This window comes from Pseudomonas fluorescens (assembly GCF_902497875.1).
Classification (GTDB): Bacteria; Pseudomonadota; Gammaproteobacteria; order Pseudomonadales; family Pseudomonadaceae; genus Aquipseudomonas; species Aquipseudomonas fluorescens_BR.
The window spans coordinates 196985-211495 of record NZ_CABVHY010000005.1 but is presented as its reverse complement, the minus strand read 5'-3'; the positions used below and the strand labels follow the sequence as shown (position 1 = coordinate 211495).

General features: G+C 60.1%; 14 protein-coding genes and 2 pseudogenes. 11 read left to right on the top strand and 5 right to left on the bottom strand.

What is annotated here, in order from left to right; all coding sequences use genetic code 11:
• Positions 1-10: 10 nt before the first annotated feature.
• The 6 genes from F8N85_RS06800 to fabI are packed head-to-tail and all read left to right on the top strand — an operon-like array spanning position 11 to position 8213.
• A complete protein-coding gene (locus F8N85_RS06800) occupies positions 11-1840 on the top strand; it encodes an extracellular solute-binding protein (protein ID WP_150802885.1) in 1830 nt (609 codons plus the stop codon).
• Positions 1837-3690 carry an extracellular solute-binding protein gene (locus tag F8N85_RS06795; RefSeq protein ID WP_150802884.1) on the top strand — a complete coding sequence of 618 codons (1854 nt, stop codon included), beginning with the start codon at positions 1837-1839 and terminating at the stop codon, positions 3688-3690. The genes F8N85_RS06800 and F8N85_RS06795 overlap by 4 nt, the downstream gene beginning before the upstream one ends.
• Before the next feature lies 1 nt (position 3691).
• On the top strand, positions 3692-4765 hold the full coding sequence (locus tag F8N85_RS06790) for a microcin C ABC transporter permease YejB (RefSeq protein ID WP_150802883.1): 1074 nt from the start codon (positions 3692-3694) through the stop codon (positions 4763-4765).
• 1 nt (position 4766) lies between these two features.
• Entirely contained in the window at positions 4767-5786 is a 1020-nt protein-coding gene (locus F8N85_RS06785) for an ABC transporter permease (protein ID WP_150802882.1), read from the top strand.
• 1 nt (position 5787) lies between these two features.
• On the top strand, positions 5788-7398 hold the full coding sequence (locus F8N85_RS06780; protein ID WP_150802881.1) for an ABC transporter ATP-binding protein: 1611 nt from the start codon (positions 5788-5790) through the stop codon (positions 7396-7398).
• Positions 7399-7418: 20 nt separating this feature from the next.
• Positions 7419-8213 (top strand): enoyl-ACP reductase FabI, encoded by a 795-nt coding sequence (fabI, locus tag F8N85_RS06775; RefSeq protein WP_150802880.1) that lies wholly within the window; start codon positions 7419-7421, stop codon positions 8211-8213.
• A gap of 257 nt (positions 8214-8470) precedes the next feature.
• Here the strand turns inward: fabI and F8N85_RS06770 are convergent, their stop codons facing one another.
• On the bottom strand, positions 8471-9334 hold the full coding sequence (locus F8N85_RS06770) for a LysR family transcriptional regulator (protein WP_150802879.1): 864 nt from the start codon (positions 9332-9334) through the stop codon (positions 8471-8473).
• 115 nt (positions 9335-9449) lie between these two features.
• Here F8N85_RS06770 and F8N85_RS06765 point away from each other — a divergent pair, with 115 nt between their 5' ends.
• Positions 9450-9875, top strand: coding sequence for a VOC family protein (locus F8N85_RS06765; protein WP_150802878.1), 426 nt, complete (start codon positions 9450-9452; stop codon positions 9873-9875).
• Positions 9876-9891: 16 nt separating this feature from the next.
• On the opposite strand, the gene F8N85_RS06760 is transcribed toward F8N85_RS06765, so the two are convergent.
• The 3 genes and pseudogenes from F8N85_RS06760 to F8N85_RS06750 form a co-directional block, all read right to left on the bottom strand.
• On the bottom strand, positions 9892-10857 hold the full coding sequence (locus F8N85_RS06760) for a sensor domain-containing diguanylate cyclase (RefSeq protein ID WP_150802877.1): 966 nt from the start codon (positions 10855-10857) through the stop codon (positions 9892-9894).
• A gap of 92 nt (positions 10858-10949) precedes the next feature.
• Positions 10950-11153, bottom strand: coding sequence for a hypothetical protein (locus F8N85_RS06755; RefSeq protein ID WP_150802876.1), 204 nt, complete (start codon positions 11151-11153; stop codon positions 10950-10952).
• A 47-nt stretch (positions 11154-11200) separates the two neighbouring features.
• Positions 11201-11338 (bottom strand): annotated as a pseudogene (locus tag F8N85_RS06750) (2Fe-2S iron-sulfur cluster-binding protein); the annotation flags it as partial.
• A gap of 348 nt (positions 11339-11686) precedes the next feature.
• Between F8N85_RS06750 and F8N85_RS34875 the strand changes: the two are divergent.
• Both F8N85_RS34875 and F8N85_RS06735 read left to right on the top strand, forming a co-directional pair.
• Positions 11687-11779, top strand: a pseudogene (locus tag F8N85_RS34875) (VOC family protein); the annotation flags it as partial.
• A gap of 36 nt (positions 11780-11815) precedes the next feature.
• Positions 11816-12649, top strand: coding sequence for an AraC family transcriptional regulator (locus F8N85_RS06735; RefSeq protein WP_150802874.1), 834 nt, complete (start codon positions 11816-11818; stop codon positions 12647-12649).
• A 177-nt stretch (positions 12650-12826) separates the two neighbouring features.
• Here the strand turns inward: F8N85_RS06735 and F8N85_RS06730 are convergent, their stop codons facing one another.
• A complete protein-coding gene (locus tag F8N85_RS06730; RefSeq protein WP_150802873.1) occupies positions 12827-13414 on the bottom strand; it encodes a LysE family translocator in 588 nt (195 codons plus the stop codon).
• A 229-nt stretch (positions 13415-13643) separates the two neighbouring features.
• On the opposite strand from F8N85_RS06730, the gene F8N85_RS34870 reads away from it, so the two are divergent.
• Positions 13644-13928 carry a hypothetical protein gene (locus tag F8N85_RS34870; RefSeq protein ID WP_150802872.1) on the top strand — a complete coding sequence of 95 codons (285 nt, stop codon included), beginning with the start codon at positions 13644-13646 and terminating at the stop codon, positions 13926-13928.
• A 135-nt stretch (positions 13929-14063) separates the two neighbouring features.
• The gene (locus F8N85_RS06720; protein ID WP_150802871.1) at positions 14064-14480 is read left to right on the top strand and encodes a TIGR03067 domain-containing protein; all 417 of its coding nucleotides are present in this window, start codon (positions 14064-14066) and stop codon (positions 14478-14480) included.
• Positions 14481-14511: the final 31 nt, after the last annotated feature.

Here is a 14511-nt window from a genome sequence, read left to right as displayed (position 1 = left end):
CTCTGACTTGATGCGTCCCCTCCTCCTGCTCCTAATCAGTCTGGCCTTGAGCTTTCCCGCAAGCGCAACAATCAGCGAAAGCCACGGTTATGCGCAGTTCGGCACGCTCAAGTACCCAGCCAAATTCACCCATTTCGATTGGGTCAACCCGCAAGCGCCAAAAGGCGGTACCTTGCGGGTCATGGCATTTGGCACCTTCGATACGCTCAATCCCTATACTTTCAAGGGGTCCAGCCCGGTTTCGACGTCCAACTTCCTGCAATACGGCGTCAACGAGCTGAATGAAACCCTGATGGTCGGCACCGGCCAATACGCCCCTTCCGGTGATGAGCCGACTGCCAGCTATGGCCTGATCGCGCAATCGGTGGAATACAGCGAAGACCGCAGCTGGGTAGTGTTCAACCTGCGCCCCGAAGCACGCTTTCACGATGGCACGCCGATCACCGCCTACGACGTGGCGTTTTCCTACCGTCTGCTGCTCAAGGAAGGACACCCGCAATACCGGACCAACCTTCAGGAAGTCCTGCGGGTCGACGTGCTCAACCCGCAACGCATTCGCTTCGTGTTCAAACGTGCCGGCAACCCGCTGCTGATCCTGCGTCTGGGCGAGCTGCCGGTCCTGCCCCGGCATTACTGGAAAGGTCGCGACTTCAAGGCCACCACCTTCGAACCGCCACTGGGCAGTGGGCCGTACCGCATCACTGCGGTGCAACCGGGACGCCAGCTGGTGTTCGAGCGGGTCAAGGACTACTGGGGCAAGGCGTTGCCGGTCAATCGCGGCAAGTACAACTTCGACCGGGTCGAGGTGGAGTTCTATCGCGACAGTGATGTGGCCTTCGAAGCGTTCAAGGCCGGCGAGTTCGACATCTATATCGAGCACCAGGCCAAAAACTGGGCCAATGGCTACAACTTCCCGGCGGTTCGTCGTGGCGAGGTGATCAAGGCACAGATCGCCCATCAGATTCCAACCCAGACCCAGGGCCTGTTCATGAACAGCCGCCGCGGCACCTTCGCCGACATCAAGGTGCGCGAAGCATTGGGCATGATGTTCGATTTCGAGTGGACCAACCGCACGCTGTTCAGCGGCGCCTATAAACGCGCCATGAGTTACTACCCCAACAGCGAGTTTGCCGCCACCGGGGTTCCGATCGGCCATGAATGGCTGCTGCTCTCACCGTACCGCAGCCAGTTGCCGGCCAACCTGTTTACCGAGGCCTTCAGCCTGCCGCGGACCGAGGGTCGAGGCATTCCGCGAGCCACCCTGCGCCGGGCCCTCGGACTGCTGGCCGAAGCCGGCTGGAAGCTCAATGGCCAGCGCCTGCAGAACAGCGCCGGCCAGCCCCTGCGCTTCGAAATCCTGCTGGTCAATCCCAATCTGGAACGGCTGCTGCAACCCTACGCCGAGAACCTCGCCAGCATCGGCATCGATGCGCACCTGCGCACGGTAGATCGCGCCCAGTACAAACAGCGTCTCGACCAGTTCGATTTCGACATGATCCTGATGACCCTCGATCAAACCCTCAGCCCTGGCCTGGAGCAATGGCAGTACTTCCACTCCAGCCAGGTCGGGGTCAAGGGCAGCAAGAATTACGCTGGCGTCGCCAACCCGGTGGTCGATCATCTGCTCGAACAGTTGCTCGCGGCGAAAACCCGCGACGAACAACTGGCCGCCGGCAAGGCCCTGGACCGGGTACTGCTGTGGCAGCACTACATCGTTCCCAACTGGTATATCAACTATCATCGTCTGGCGTACCGCAACCGGTTCGCCTTCGTCACCACGCCGCCCTACGCCCTGGGTCTGAGCGCGTGGTGGCTGAAGTCTTCGGAGAAAGCCCAATGATGCCTTTGCGTGCCCTGCTCCTGCGGGCCTGCGGCCTGTTGTTCACGGGACTTGCGTGTGCCGCCCAAGCCGCCCCGCAACATGCCCTGACGTTGTATAACGAGCCGCCTAAATACTCGGCCGACTTCAAATATTTCGATTACGTCAACCCGGATGCGCCCAAGGGCGGCACCTTCCGCCAGGCCGGTTTCGGTGGCTTCGACAGCCTCAACCCGTTCATCAACAAGGGCGTACCGGCCGACGATATCAATCTGATCTATGACACCCTGGCCAAACAGAGCCTGGACGAACCCTTTACCGAATACGGGCTGATTGCCGAAAAAATCGAAAAGGCCCCGGATAACAGCTGGGTGCGCTTTTACCTGCGCCCCGAAGCCCGTTTCCACGACGGCCACCCGGTGCGTGCCGACGACGTGGTGTTCAGCTTCCAGACCCTGATCAAGAGTGGCGCGCCGCTGTACCGCGGGTACTACGGCGACGTCGAAGAAGTGATCGCCGAAGACCCGCTGCGGGTGCTGTTCAAGTTCAAGCACACCAACAACCGCGAGTTGCCGCTGATCCTCGGGCAACTGGCGGTACTGCCCAAACACTGGTGGGAGAGTCGCGATTTCACTAAAGGCAACCTTGAGATGCCGCTGGGCAGCGGTCCTTACAAAGTCAGCTCGGTCAAGGCCGGGCGCTCGATTCGCTACGAGCGGGTCAAGGACTATTGGGGCAAGGACCTGCCGGTCAATCGCGGCCAATACAATTTCGACGCCATGACCATCGACTACTACCGCGACAACACCGTCGCGCTGGAAGCCCTCAAGGCCGGTCAGTTCGACTACTGGATGGAGATGGCGGCGAAGAACTGGGCCAACGCCTACAACACTCCGGCGGTGGCCGAAGGCCGGCTGATCAAGGAACAGATCCCCAACGGCAACCCCACCGGCATGCAAGGCTTCGTTTTCAACCTGCGCCGCCCGGTGTTCGAGGATGTGCGGGTGCGGGAAGCCTTGAGTCTGTTGCTGGACTTCGAGTGGACCAACAAGCAACTGTTCAACGGCGCCTATGCGCGCACCCGCAGCTACTTCGAGAACTCGGAAATGGCCGCCACCGGCCTGCCGGACCCGGAGCAACTGGCGATACTCGAACCGCTGCGCGGAAAAATCCCCGAGCAGGCGCTCACCGAAGCCTTCCAGCCATCGAAGACCGATGCCAGCGGCATGATCCGCGCCCAGCAGCGCAAGGCCTATCAGCTGCTGCAGGAAGCCGGCTGGCGGATTGTCGATGACAAGATGGTCGACGCCACCGGCAAACCGGTGACCATCGAGTTCCTGTTGGCCCAGACCGAATTCGAACGTGTGCTGCTGCCATTCAAGCGCAACCTGAGTGACTTGGGGATCGAGCTGGTGATCCGTCGCGTCGACGTCTCCCAATACATCAATCGCCTGCGCTCGCGGGACTTCGATATGGTCGTCGGCAGCTTCCCGCAGTCCAGTTCACCGGGTAACGAACAGCGCGAATTCTGGAAATCGGAAAGCGCCGACAAACCTGGCAGCCGTAACTATATCGGTCTGAAAGACCCGGCCATCGACCAGCTCGTCGAACAGCTGATCAATGCCGATTCGCGCAAGAACCTCGTGGCCCACGCCCGCGCCCTCGACCGGGTGTTGCAGTGGGGCTACTACGTGATCCCCAACTGGCACATCAAGACCTGGCGCGTGGCGTACTGGAATCATATCGGTCACCCGAAAGTCTCCCCTACCAACGACGTTGGCATTTCCACCTGGTGGATCAAGCCCGACGCCGCGCCGGCGGTAGAAATCCAGACCCAGGTGCAAGCCGAACCCGCAGGCGTGGAGCAATAAGATGCTGGCGTATATCTTTCGGCGATTGCTGCTGATTATCCCGACCCTGTTCGGCATTTTGCTGATCAACTTTCTGATCATCCAGGCCGCCCCCGGCGGCCCGGTGGAGCAGATGATCGCCAAGCTCGAGGGTTTCGAAGGCGCCACCAGCCGCATCGCCGGCGGCGGCGCCGAAGTCTCGGTGGCCGGCCCCAGCTACCGTGGCGCCCAGGGCCTGGACCCGGCACTGGTCAAAGAAATCGAGCAAATGTATGGCTTCGATAAATCGGCGCCGGAACGCTTGTGGATCATGATCAAGAACTACGCCAGCCTGGATTTTGGCGACAGTTTCTTTCGCGACGCCAAGGTCATCGACCTGATCAAGGAAAAAATGCCGGTGTCCATTTCCCTCGGGCTCTGGAGCACGCTGATCATGTACATGGTGTCGATCCCGCTGGGGATCGCCAAAGCCACGCGGCACGGCAGCCATTTCGACGTCTGGACCAGCTCGGCGATCATTGTCGGCTACGCGATCCCGGCGTTCCTGTTCGCCATCCTGCTGATCGTGGTGTTCGCCGGCGGCAGTTACCTTGACTGGTTTCCGTTACGCGGCCTGACCTCGAACAACTTCGACGAGCTGAGCTGGAGCGGCAAGATCCTCGATTACTTCTGGCACCTGGCACTGCCGGTGACGGCCCTGGTGATCGGTAACTTCGCGACCATGACCCTGCTGACCAAAAACAGCTTCCTCGACGAGATCAACAAACAGTACGTGATCACCGCCAAGGCCAAAGGCCTGACCCATCGTCGAGTGCTCTATGGACACGTGTTCCGCAACGCCATGCTGCTGGTGATCGCCGGTTTCCCCTCGGCCTTCATCGGCATCTTCTTCACCGGTTCCTTGCTGGTGGAAGTGATCTTCTCCCTCGATGGCCTGGGCCTGATGAGTTTCGAAGCGGCGATCAACCGCGACTACCCGGTAGTGTTCGGCACGCTGTTCATCTTCACGTTGCTGGGGCTGGTGGTGAAACTGATCGGCGACCTCACCTACACCCTGGTCGATCCGCGCATCGACTTCGAAAGCCGGGAGCATTGAGATGACGCTTTCCCCCCTCAATCGCCGCCGCTTCGAATTGTTCAAAGCCAACAAGCGGGGCTGGTGGTCACTGTGGCTGTTTCTGATCCTGTTCGGCGCAAGCCTGGGCGCGGAGCTGATCGCCAACGACAAACCGCTGGCGGTGCATTACGACGGTGACTGGTATTTCCCGGCGCTCAAGCGCTACCCGGAAACCGCCTTCGGCGGAGAGTTCCCGCTGGAAGCCAACTACAAGAGCCCGTACATCCGCGAACTGCTGAAGGCCAAGGACGCCTGGATCCTCTGGGCAGCGATCCCCTACAGCTACCAGAGCATCAACTACGACCTGAAAGTCCCGGCCCCCGCGCCACCCTCGGCCGATAACTGGCTGGGCACCGACGACCAGGGCCGCGATGTGCTGGCCCGAGTGATCTACGGCTTTCGGGTCTCGGTGCTGTTCGCCCTGACCCTGACCATCCTCAGCTCGATCATCGGGGTGATCGCCGGGGCCTTGCAGGGTTTCTATGGCGGCTGGGTCGATCTGGCCGGGCAGCGCTTCCTGGAGATCTGGTCCGGGCTGCCCGTCCTGTATTTGCTGATCATTCTCGCCAGCTTCGTGCAGCCAAACTTCTGGTGGCTGCTGGGCATCATGCTGCTGTTCTCCTGGATGAGCCTGGTCGACGTGGTGCGCGCCGAGTTCCTGCGCGGGCGCAACCTCGAATACGTGCGCGCCGCCCGAGCGCTGGGCATGCAGAACGGCGCGATCATGTTCCGGCACATTCTGCCCAACGCCATGGTCTCGACCATGACGTTCATGCCATTCATCCTCACCGGCGCCATCGGCACCCTCACCGCCCTGGATTTCCTCGGTTTCGGCCTGCCGCCCGGCGCGCCGTCCCTCGGCGAACTGGTGGCCCAGGGCAAATCCAACCTGCAAGCGCCGTGGCTGGGCATGAGTGCCTTCGCCGTGCTGGCAATCATGTTGAGCCTGCTGGTATTTATCGGCGAGTCCGCTCGCGATGCTTTCGACCCGAGGAAGTAAAATGAATCAGCACACTCTGATCGAAGTCCGCGACCTCTCCGTCGAATTTATCGTCGGTGAGCGCCGTCAACGGGTGGTCGAAAACGTCAGCTTCAAAATCAAGCGTGGTGAAACCCTGGCCCTGGTGGGCGAAAGCGGTTCAGGCAAATCGGTGACCGCCCATTCGATCCTGCGCCTGCTGCCCTATCCCCTGGCACACCACCCTACCGGCGCCATCCTGTATGCCAACCAGGATTTGTTGAGCCTCAGAGAGAAAACCATCCGCCACATCCGCGGCAACCGGATCGCGATGATCTTCCAGGAGCCAATGACCTCGCTGAACCCGCTGCATTCGATCGAGAAACAGATCAATGAAGTGCTCGGCCTGCACAAAGGCTTGATCGGCAAGGTCGCGACCAAACGCACCCTGGAATTGCTCGAACTGGTCGGTATCCCCGAACCGCACAAACGCCTCAAGGCCCTGCCCCATGAATTGTCCGGTGGCCAGCGCCAGCGCGTGATGATCGCCATGGCCCTGGCCAACGAGCCGGAACTGCTGATTGCCGACGAACCGACCACCGCCCTGGACGTGACCGTTCAGCTGAAAATCCTCGAACTGCTCAAGGAATTGCAGGCGCGTCTGGGTATGGCATTGCTGCTCATCAGCCACGATTTGAACCTTGTGCAAAGAATTGCACATCGTGTATGTGTCATGCAGCGCGGTTGCATCGTCGAACAGGCATCGTGCGAAGAGTTGTTCCGCGCGCCGAAGCATCCTTACACTCGGGAACTGCTGGCTGCGGAGCCTCGCGGCAACCCGGCGAACACTGTGGCCGGTGCGCCGTTGCTGGAAGTCGAGGACCTGAAAGTCTGGTTCCCGATCAAGAAAGGTTTTCTGCGCAGCACCGTCGATTACGTAAAAGCGGTGGATGGCATCAATTTCAGCCTGCCCCAGGGCCAGACCCTGGGGATCGTCGGTGAAAGCGGTTCCGGCAAATCCACCCTGGGCCTGGCGATCTTGCGGTTGATCGGCAGCAAAGGGGCGATCCGTTTCGAGGGCAAGCAGCTAGACTGCCTGACGCAGCAGCAGGTTCGGCCGTTGCGACGGCAAATGCAGGTGGTCTTTCAGGACCCCTTCGGCAGCCTCAGCCCACGGATGTGCGTGAGCCAGATTGTCGGTGAAGGGCTGCGGATCCATAAGATGGGCACGGAGGCAGAGCAGGAACAAGCGATTATCGCGGCACTGGTGGAAGTAGGCCTGGACCCGGAAACCCGGAACCGCTACCCCCACGAGTTCTCTGGCGGGCAACGGCAAAGAATCGCCATTGCCCGGGCATTAGTGCTAAAACCGGCGTTGATTCTGCTGGACGAGCCCACTTCGGCGCTCGACCGGACAGTCCAGCGCCAGGTGGTGGAACTGCTGCGCAAGCTGCAAACCAAGTACAACCTGACGTATTTGTTTATCAGCCATGACCTGGCGGTAGTCAAAGCACTCAGCCACCAGCTGATGGTGGTCAAGCAGGGCCAAGTGGTCGAACAGGGTGACGCGCAAAGTATTTTTGCCGCACCGCAACATCCCTATACACAGCAGCTGCTGGAGGCCGCTTTCCTGGCCCCAACAGCTGTCGAATAACCTGAAGAGAGGAGCAACACATGGGTTTTCTCGCCGGTAAGCGCGTACTGATCGTCGGTGTCGCCAGCAAGCTGTCCATCGCATCCGGCATCGCTGCCGCCATGCATCGCGAGGGCGCTGAGCTTGCCTTCACTTATCAGAACGACAAGCTCAAGGGTCGTGTCGAAGAGTTCGCACAAGGCTGGGGTTCGAGCCCTGAACTGTGCTTCCCGTGCGACGTGGCCAGCGATGAAGAAATCGCCAAGGTCTTCGAAGCGTTGAGCAAGAAATGGGACGGCCTGGATTGCATCGTGCACTCCGTCGGCTTCGCCCCGGGCGACCAACTGGACGGCGACTTCACCGAAGCCACCACCCGTGAAGGTTTCCGCATCGCTCACGACATCAGCGCCTACAGCTTCGTGGCCCTGGCCAAGGCTGGCCGCGAAATGATGAAAGGCCGCAACGGCAGCCTGCTGACCCTGTCGTACCTGGGCGCCGAGCGCACCATGCCGAACTACAACGTCATGGGCATGGCCAAGGCTTCGCTGGAAGCTGGCGTGCGTTACCTGGCCGGCTCCCTGGGCCCGGACGGCACCCGCGTCAACTGCGTATCGGCTGGCCCGATCCGCACCCTCGCCGCTTCCGGCATCAAGAACTTCCGCAAGATGCTGGCCGCCAACGAAGCGCAAACCCCGCTGCGTCGTAATGTCACCATCGACGAAGTCGGCAACGCCGGCGCCTTCCTGTGCTCGGACCTGGCGTCCGGCATCAGCGGCGAAATCATGTATGTAGACGGCGGCTTCAACACCACCGCCATGGGCAACCTCGAAGAGTGATGCCCCTGCTGTGAAAAAACCCGCCAATTGGCGGGTTTTTTTATGAGATTCATGTGGGGTTGGGATTGTCCGCGAAGACGTCCTTTGAAGCGACAACGCGGACCGTAGCAGCTGGCGAAGCCTGCGTTCGGCCGCGCAGCGGTCGTAGAACCTGCACCCTCGGTCAACCTGACACACCGCAGTGCCGGGTATTGCGACTGCTGCGCAGCCGAACGCAGCCTCGCAGGCTCGGCAGCTGCTACGGTCCGCGTCGTCGTTTATTCCTCATCCAGCAAACACCGTGCAAACAACTGCTGAATCGGTTGATTACGCTGGCCATGCCGCACCAGCAGCACGATCTCGCGGTAGAACGTCAGTTCCCCCAACGGGATGATCCTGACTTTCGCGCCATATTCGAGCCAGAGACCGGCTTGGGGAATCAGCGCGACACCCAGGCCGCTTTCGACCATTTTCACAATGGCTTCCAGCTCATCCAGTTCCAGTGCAACCTGCACCTCGATCTGCTGTTCCCGCAGGAAACGCGTCACCAGTCGCCCGCCGAACGAGGTTCGGTCATAGCGCACATGGGGTTGTTCGGCGAGCAGTTGCAGCGGGTCCCCACCCTCCAGGTGCGGGGGCACGATCAGCACGAAAGGCTCCTGGCGAATGAGCTGGGCAGTCAACTCCTTGGGCAGCTCGAACGGCGGTTTGATCAGGATCGCCAGATCGACTTCGCCAGTGTCCACCTGACTCAACAGATTGAGCGACACGCCGGGCACCAGCTTGGGTTCGAGCTTCGGCGCCTGTTGACGCAAGCGCAATAATGCCTGGGGCAACAGACCGGTCTGGGCCGTGGCCACCGCGCCGATCTTCAACTCGCCGCGAAATTCGCTGACGTCATCGCTGACCGCCATGCGGTTGAAGGTCTCGAGGATTTCCCTGGCCATCGGCAAGGCGCGCTGCCCGGCCGCATTGAGGATCGCCTGGCGCCCGGTACGATCGAACAGACGAATGCCCAGCGCCTGCTCCAGATTGCGAATCTGCGCGCTGATCGCCGACTGGGTCAGGCCGATGTGCATGCCCGCCGCGGCAAAGGTGCCGTAGCGCGTCACGGCAATGAAGGTTTTCAGTTCCCGAAGCATCGCCGCCCCTCGATTGATCGAAATAATTTGAGCTGGAAGCGAAAATTATCGTCTTTTAATCGAAAACCACAAGGCTAGAATCAGTCCGACTCCCAGCGAACGAGGCTTGATCCCGATGCGAATTTCTCCCTTTCACCTGGCCATTCCGGTGTTCGATCTACCTGCCGCACGGCGTTTCTATGGTGAGGTGTTCGGCCTGGAGGAAGGCCGTTCGAGCGAGCAGTGGGTCGACTTCAATTTCTTCGGCCATCAACTGGTCATCCATGCACACCCCAAAACCACCGCGCAGGAATCCGCCCACACCAATGCCGTGGACGGGCACGATGTCCCCGTCCCGCATTTTGGGGTGGTGTTGGCAATGGATGAATGGCAGGCCTTGGCCGAACGGCTGAAGTCCCTCGATACCCGGTTCGTGATCGAGCCCGGTATCCGCTTCAAGGGCCAGGTCGGCGAACAGGCCACCATGTTCCTCTTCGACCCGTGCGGCAACGCCTTGGAGTTCAAGGCATTCAAGGACATCGATCAGCTGTTCGCCAAGTAAGCCCGAGGATGAAGTATTAACCTTTTCCGAACACTTGCTTATGGGTGTGTATCGCCCAGTCGGCATCGGCCAGCAGACCCTCGATCGATTCGTGACGCTGCGGGTCATATTCGATCTGGCCGACGCTGAAGCGGATGGCGTAGCCGCGCTGCAAGGTCGAGTTACGCTCATCCAGAATCTTTTGCAGGCGCGCCATGATTACCGAAGTTTCCACGAGATGGGAGCCGGTCAGCAACGCCACGAATTCATCCCCATCCAAACGGCCGATCACATCACTTTCACGAAATGCGATGCGAAGCACGTCAGCGAAGGTTTTAAGCGCGTGATCACTCTCGGCATGGCCGTACAGGTCGTTGATCTGCCTGAAGTCGTCGAGATAAAAAAATAGCAGCGTCGCCGGTTTTTTCAACCGTTTACAGGCGCTCAACCCGTGTTGGGCCAGGGCCTCGAAACCACGGCGATTGGACAGCAGCGTCAGTTCATCCATGCTCGCCACCTGCACTGCCGCCAACTCCTGCTCAGCCATGCGCGCCAGCTCACGCAGCAGCTCGCGCTCTTCGTCGTCCAGTTGGCGGGGTTTGGTGTCGATCAAGCACAAGGTGCCGAGTGTGCTGCCATTGGCGGCGGTCAGCGGGCAGCCTGCATAAAAACGAACGCCTGGATCGCCGACTACCAGCGGGTTGTCATGGAAGCGCTCATCGTGCTGCGCATCCGACACCATCAGGATGTGGTTCTCAAGGATCGCATGGCCGCAAAAAGAAATATCACGCCCAGTCTCACTGGCAGCCAGCCCATCACAGGACTTGAACCACTGCCGGTCTGCGTCCACCAGACTGACCAAGGCGATCGGCACATTGAACAGGCGCCTGGCCAAACGGGTCAGGCGGTCGAAGCGCTCCTCCGGAGCGGTGTCGAGGACATTCAACGAGCGTAAAGTCTTTACGCGGGTACTCTCATTGACAGGTTTGATTGGGGTCAGCATCACGCACTCCCTTGGCATGTATGTTCCTTTGACCAGTGCACACTATTTCTCGATATCTCTCACACTAAGCTGGGTCGTCTCCAGGCCTTGATCTAACGGACAAGGCCCTCCCGCCTCTGCCCAGAGTCGATAGCGGCATCGCCGGGGATGTGGCCGTGCTGGCAGCGCGGGCTCTGGCAGGCTTTCTGCACCGTGGTAAAGGCTGCCAACGCCGCCTCGTTGACGGCAAACAGGTCCGGGGCATAGCCGCCCAGGCCGATTAACATTATCGACCCGAGAAACAGGTGTCTTTTCATCCCACACCCCCGCCAGTTGCAATGGCAATTCGCGCAGGCGTTGACCGGCAGGCACCGCATTGCGCCATGCCACAGCCCAACCTGGTGCAGGTCAAGTGCGCAACGTCGCGCAGCACCCAGAGCAATGACATGTCATCGGCGACGTCGAATTGCTGCTCGTTGGCGTTGATATTCAGGGTAAGCATGACTAGCGCCTTCTGCCGATCGCAGGACCCACGTGGTCCTTGAGCTGCGTCGCTGTGACCTTTTCCGGTCTACGCGCGCATTGGGTTATCCATACAGCTAAGCGCACTTTGCAGCGCAGGCCACCTTCATCGACCACCGGTCATGCAAAGACCGCCTCATCCGCGCGGCTTTTTTCACTCAGGAGCGAAGCGGCCTTTGTCGATCTACGGCACGGCCAGACGACTCTCGGCGGGCTACGCTTTATTTCAGCGTGCCTACCGGAAGAGGAGAACCGCCATGCAACGCATTCAAAAGATCACCCCATGCCTGTGGTTCGACTATCAGGCCGAGGCCGCTGCCGGGTTCTATCTACAAAGTCGCAACGGGTCATGCAAGCCCTGTTGCAGATGAAAAAACTCGATATCGCCACACTCCAGCAAGCCTTTGCCGGCCAGAGCTAATACACTCCAGAACCGGCCTGCCGATGGACGCCTGAGATGACCCGAAACCTTACGAAAGATGCCGACAAGGCGCCACGTTTCTGGCGTGACCCGGGGCTGCCGTTCATCGAGGCACGCTCCATCGCGGACGGTCGTGAGGTCTGCTATGCCCGGCATTCCCACGAGCATTTTTCCATCGGCGCAATCACCGCCGGGCACAGCACCTATCTCCATGAAAGCAGCCAGCTGCGGGTTGGTGCCGGCACGGTGGTGCTGATGAACCCCGGCGAAGTCCACGCCTGCAACCCGATCGACGATCAACCCTGGTCTTATCGCATGTTCTACGTCGACACGCCGTGGCTGACCGAGCTTCAGCACCGGTTGGGTTTCAGCCCGGAGCTGGGTTTCCGGGCCTTTTCCACCACCCACAGCACCGATGCCCGCCTGTATGCAGAGTTGAACCGGCTGTATGAGGTACTGATCGACGAACAGCTCGAAACACGGCACAAACACAGGGCCACGGTGGCGTTTTTTTCCGAACTGCAGCAAAGGCTCAACCCGGCAGAACTCCCCGGTCGCGAAGTCAACCTCAAGCTGGAACGGGCCGCAGCCTACATTGACGACCACTGCACCTCGGCCCTGAAGCTCGAAGACATCTGCGAAGCGGCAGAGCTGTCGGCGTCCTACCTGATCCGCGCCTTCAAACAGCACTACGGCATGACGCCCCATGCGTACCTGGTCAACCGCCGCATCCAGTTCGCCCGGGCGCAACTGCGCAGCGGCAAGTTGATTGCCGATGTCGCGCTGGAGGCCGGGTTTGCCGATCAGGCGCATTTTCAGCGAGCCTTCAAACAGCATCTGGCCGCGACGCCGGGGCAGTATCGGGGCTAAGCGTCACCCGCGATCTCTGTAGGAGCAGCCGGTCGACGCTCGATTGCTCGCGATGGACTCAAGGGCGGCGCGTTCATTCAGAAAACACGCGTTATCGTTAACGATCATCGCGAGCAAGCTCGCTCCCACAGGGGTCAGCGTGCGACTTTTGAATACCCTTCGCAGGGCCTTCTCTGCCTACGGCAACACCAAATAAACCGCACTCGCCGCCAGCAGCAACGCCATCAACCGATTGAACAAACGCATGCCCTTGGGATTACCCAGATAGTGCCGCAGAAAAGTCCCGGCATAAGCCCAGCACCCCACCGACACGTAGCAGACCACCAGATACACCGCGGCAAACGTCCAGATCAGCGATGCCTCGCCATTCGCCGCGAACGCGCCCATCCCCGCCACGCAGGCGAGCCAGGCTTTGGGGTTGAGCCATTGCATGAGCGCACCGTAGAACATCGATGGCGCCCTGCCCGTGCCGTCCGTATTCAGTTGACCATTGTCGACCGCCAGTTTGAAGGCCATGAACAACAGAAACGCCACCCCAGCCAGTTGCACCACCCGGGTCAGCGACGGCCAGAGCAGCAGCACTTCATGCAGGCCCAGGCCCATCAGTACCAACAACAGCACGAACCCGAGGGTCGCGCCGGCCACATGCCGCAGGCTGGCGCGAAAGCCGAATTGCGCGCCCGAACTCAAGGCGACGATATTGACCGGCCCAGGGGTAATCGAGGACGCCAGCGCAAACGCGGCCATGGAAACAATCAAGCTCATTGCACACCTTCTTCAGATCAGTAGGGGTTATTCCAGGGTTCAAGTTAAAAGAGTGCCGTGCCCCCTGTATTGAAGAAAACACCCCTCGCAACCTGGCGGCGAACGTGCCCCATACGCCGGTGTCTAAACATTGAACGGGATCGCGACCAACCGTGGGCTTTCGGCCCTTTTCAATCGTTAACCAGGCTGCGAATCCCTGCACCGCACTCACTGCGAAGGAGATTCACAGATGGTCACCCACTACAGGACCGCCGGGCATCTAGCCTGCGGCCACCATGGCGACAACCTCAGTTCAACCACTGAATTTGCGCGGGTCAAATGCCGCAGCTGCCGCAACACCGACGCCTTCAAGAATGCTCAAAAAGACAGCCGCAACGCAGCACGCAGGGCCGCACGCAAAGCCAAGATCCCTCACGCAGCGGTTGACTGGCGCGTATCCTGGATACAAAGACTCACCGATATGCCAGGCCAGCAACGCCTGCCTAGAGGGTTCAGTGGTCAGCCTTACGTCTAGCGTCCACTGACCCATTGACCGGCGCGATGAGCGCTGCCCGCAGGGACGGGTAGCTATCGTCGGCGCCAGTGAGGTATTTTCCAGTCCGGACGACGGCCTGTATCGCAGCGCGTCACGTCAATAAAAGGAATTGAGATGTCTGGCTTTTTCAACCGTCAGGACGACACCCGCAACGAAATCGACCTGCAAGCGCTACAAGGCCCTTGGGAACAAATCGCCCTGGAAGACAGCGGCGTCTTGAACCCGCCGGATGAACATGGCGCACCTGGCGCGTTGACCACCATAACAGGCAACCAATTCACAGTGGTCGCCCCTGAAGGTGCTGTGCTGCTGGCCGGCAGTTTTACCCTCGATGCGTCCACCACGCCAAAATCCATTACCTGGATCGATTCGATGGGTGCGGACCAAGGAAAACAGCTGCCCGCCAGTTACACCCTCGAAGATGATCATTTCGTTTTCATTGCTGGCGACGAAGGCTGCGACAGACCCACAGAGTTCCGCACCAGACAGGGCGAAACCATGCGCACGTTCATTCGCCAGCGAGCGTCCTGAGCCCTACCCGAAAATCGATAGGGCTTGCCCG

What these genes read in the sequence shown, in the direction of transcription:
- F8N85_RS06800 (WP_150802885.1), top strand. Translation starts at nt 11, where the DNA reads ATGCGTCCCCTCCTCCTGCTCCTAATCAGTCTGGCCTTGAGCTTTCCC.
- F8N85_RS06795 (WP_150802884.1), top strand. Translation starts at nt 1,837, where the DNA reads ATGATGCCTTTGCGTGCCCTGCTCCTGCGGGCCTGCGGCCTGTTGTTC.
- F8N85_RS06790 (WP_150802883.1), top strand. Translation starts at nt 3,692, where the DNA reads ATGCTGGCGTATATCTTTCGGCGATTGCTGCTGATTATCCCGACCCTG.
- F8N85_RS06785 (WP_150802882.1), top strand. Translation starts at nt 4,767, where the DNA reads ATGACGCTTTCCCCCCTCAATCGCCGCCGCTTCGAATTGTTCAAAGCC.
- F8N85_RS06780 (WP_150802881.1), top strand. Translation starts at nt 5,788, where the DNA reads ATGAATCAGCACACTCTGATCGAAGTCCGCGACCTCTCCGTCGAATTT.
- fabI (WP_150802880.1), top strand. Translation starts at nt 7,419, where the DNA reads ATGGGTTTTCTCGCCGGTAAGCGCGTACTGATCGTCGGTGTCGCCAGC.
- F8N85_RS06770 (WP_150802879.1), bottom strand. Translation starts at nt 9,334, where the DNA reads ATGCTTCGGGAACTGAAAACCTTCATTGCCGTGACGCGCTACGGCACC.
- F8N85_RS06765 (WP_150802878.1), top strand. Translation starts at nt 9,450, where the DNA reads ATGCGAATTTCTCCCTTTCACCTGGCCATTCCGGTGTTCGATCTACCT.
- F8N85_RS06760 (WP_150802877.1), bottom strand. Translation starts at nt 10,857, where the DNA reads ATGCTGACCCCAATCAAACCTGTCAATGAGAGTACCCGCGTAAAGACT.
- F8N85_RS06755 (WP_150802876.1), bottom strand. Translation starts at nt 11,153, where the DNA reads ATGAAAAGACACCTGTTTCTCGGGTCGATAATGTTAATCGGCCTGGGC.
- F8N85_RS06735 (WP_150802874.1), top strand. Translation starts at nt 11,816, where the DNA reads ATGACCCGAAACCTTACGAAAGATGCCGACAAGGCGCCACGTTTCTGG.
- F8N85_RS06730 (WP_150802873.1), bottom strand. Translation starts at nt 13,414, where the DNA reads ATGAGCTTGATTGTTTCCATGGCCGCGTTTGCGCTGGCGTCCTCGATT.
- F8N85_RS34870 (WP_150802872.1), top strand. Translation starts at nt 13,644, where the DNA reads ATGGTCACCCACTACAGGACCGCCGGGCATCTAGCCTGCGGCCACCAT.
- F8N85_RS06720 (WP_150802871.1), top strand. Translation starts at nt 14,064, where the DNA reads ATGTCTGGCTTTTTCAACCGTCAGGACGACACCCGCAACGAAATCGAC.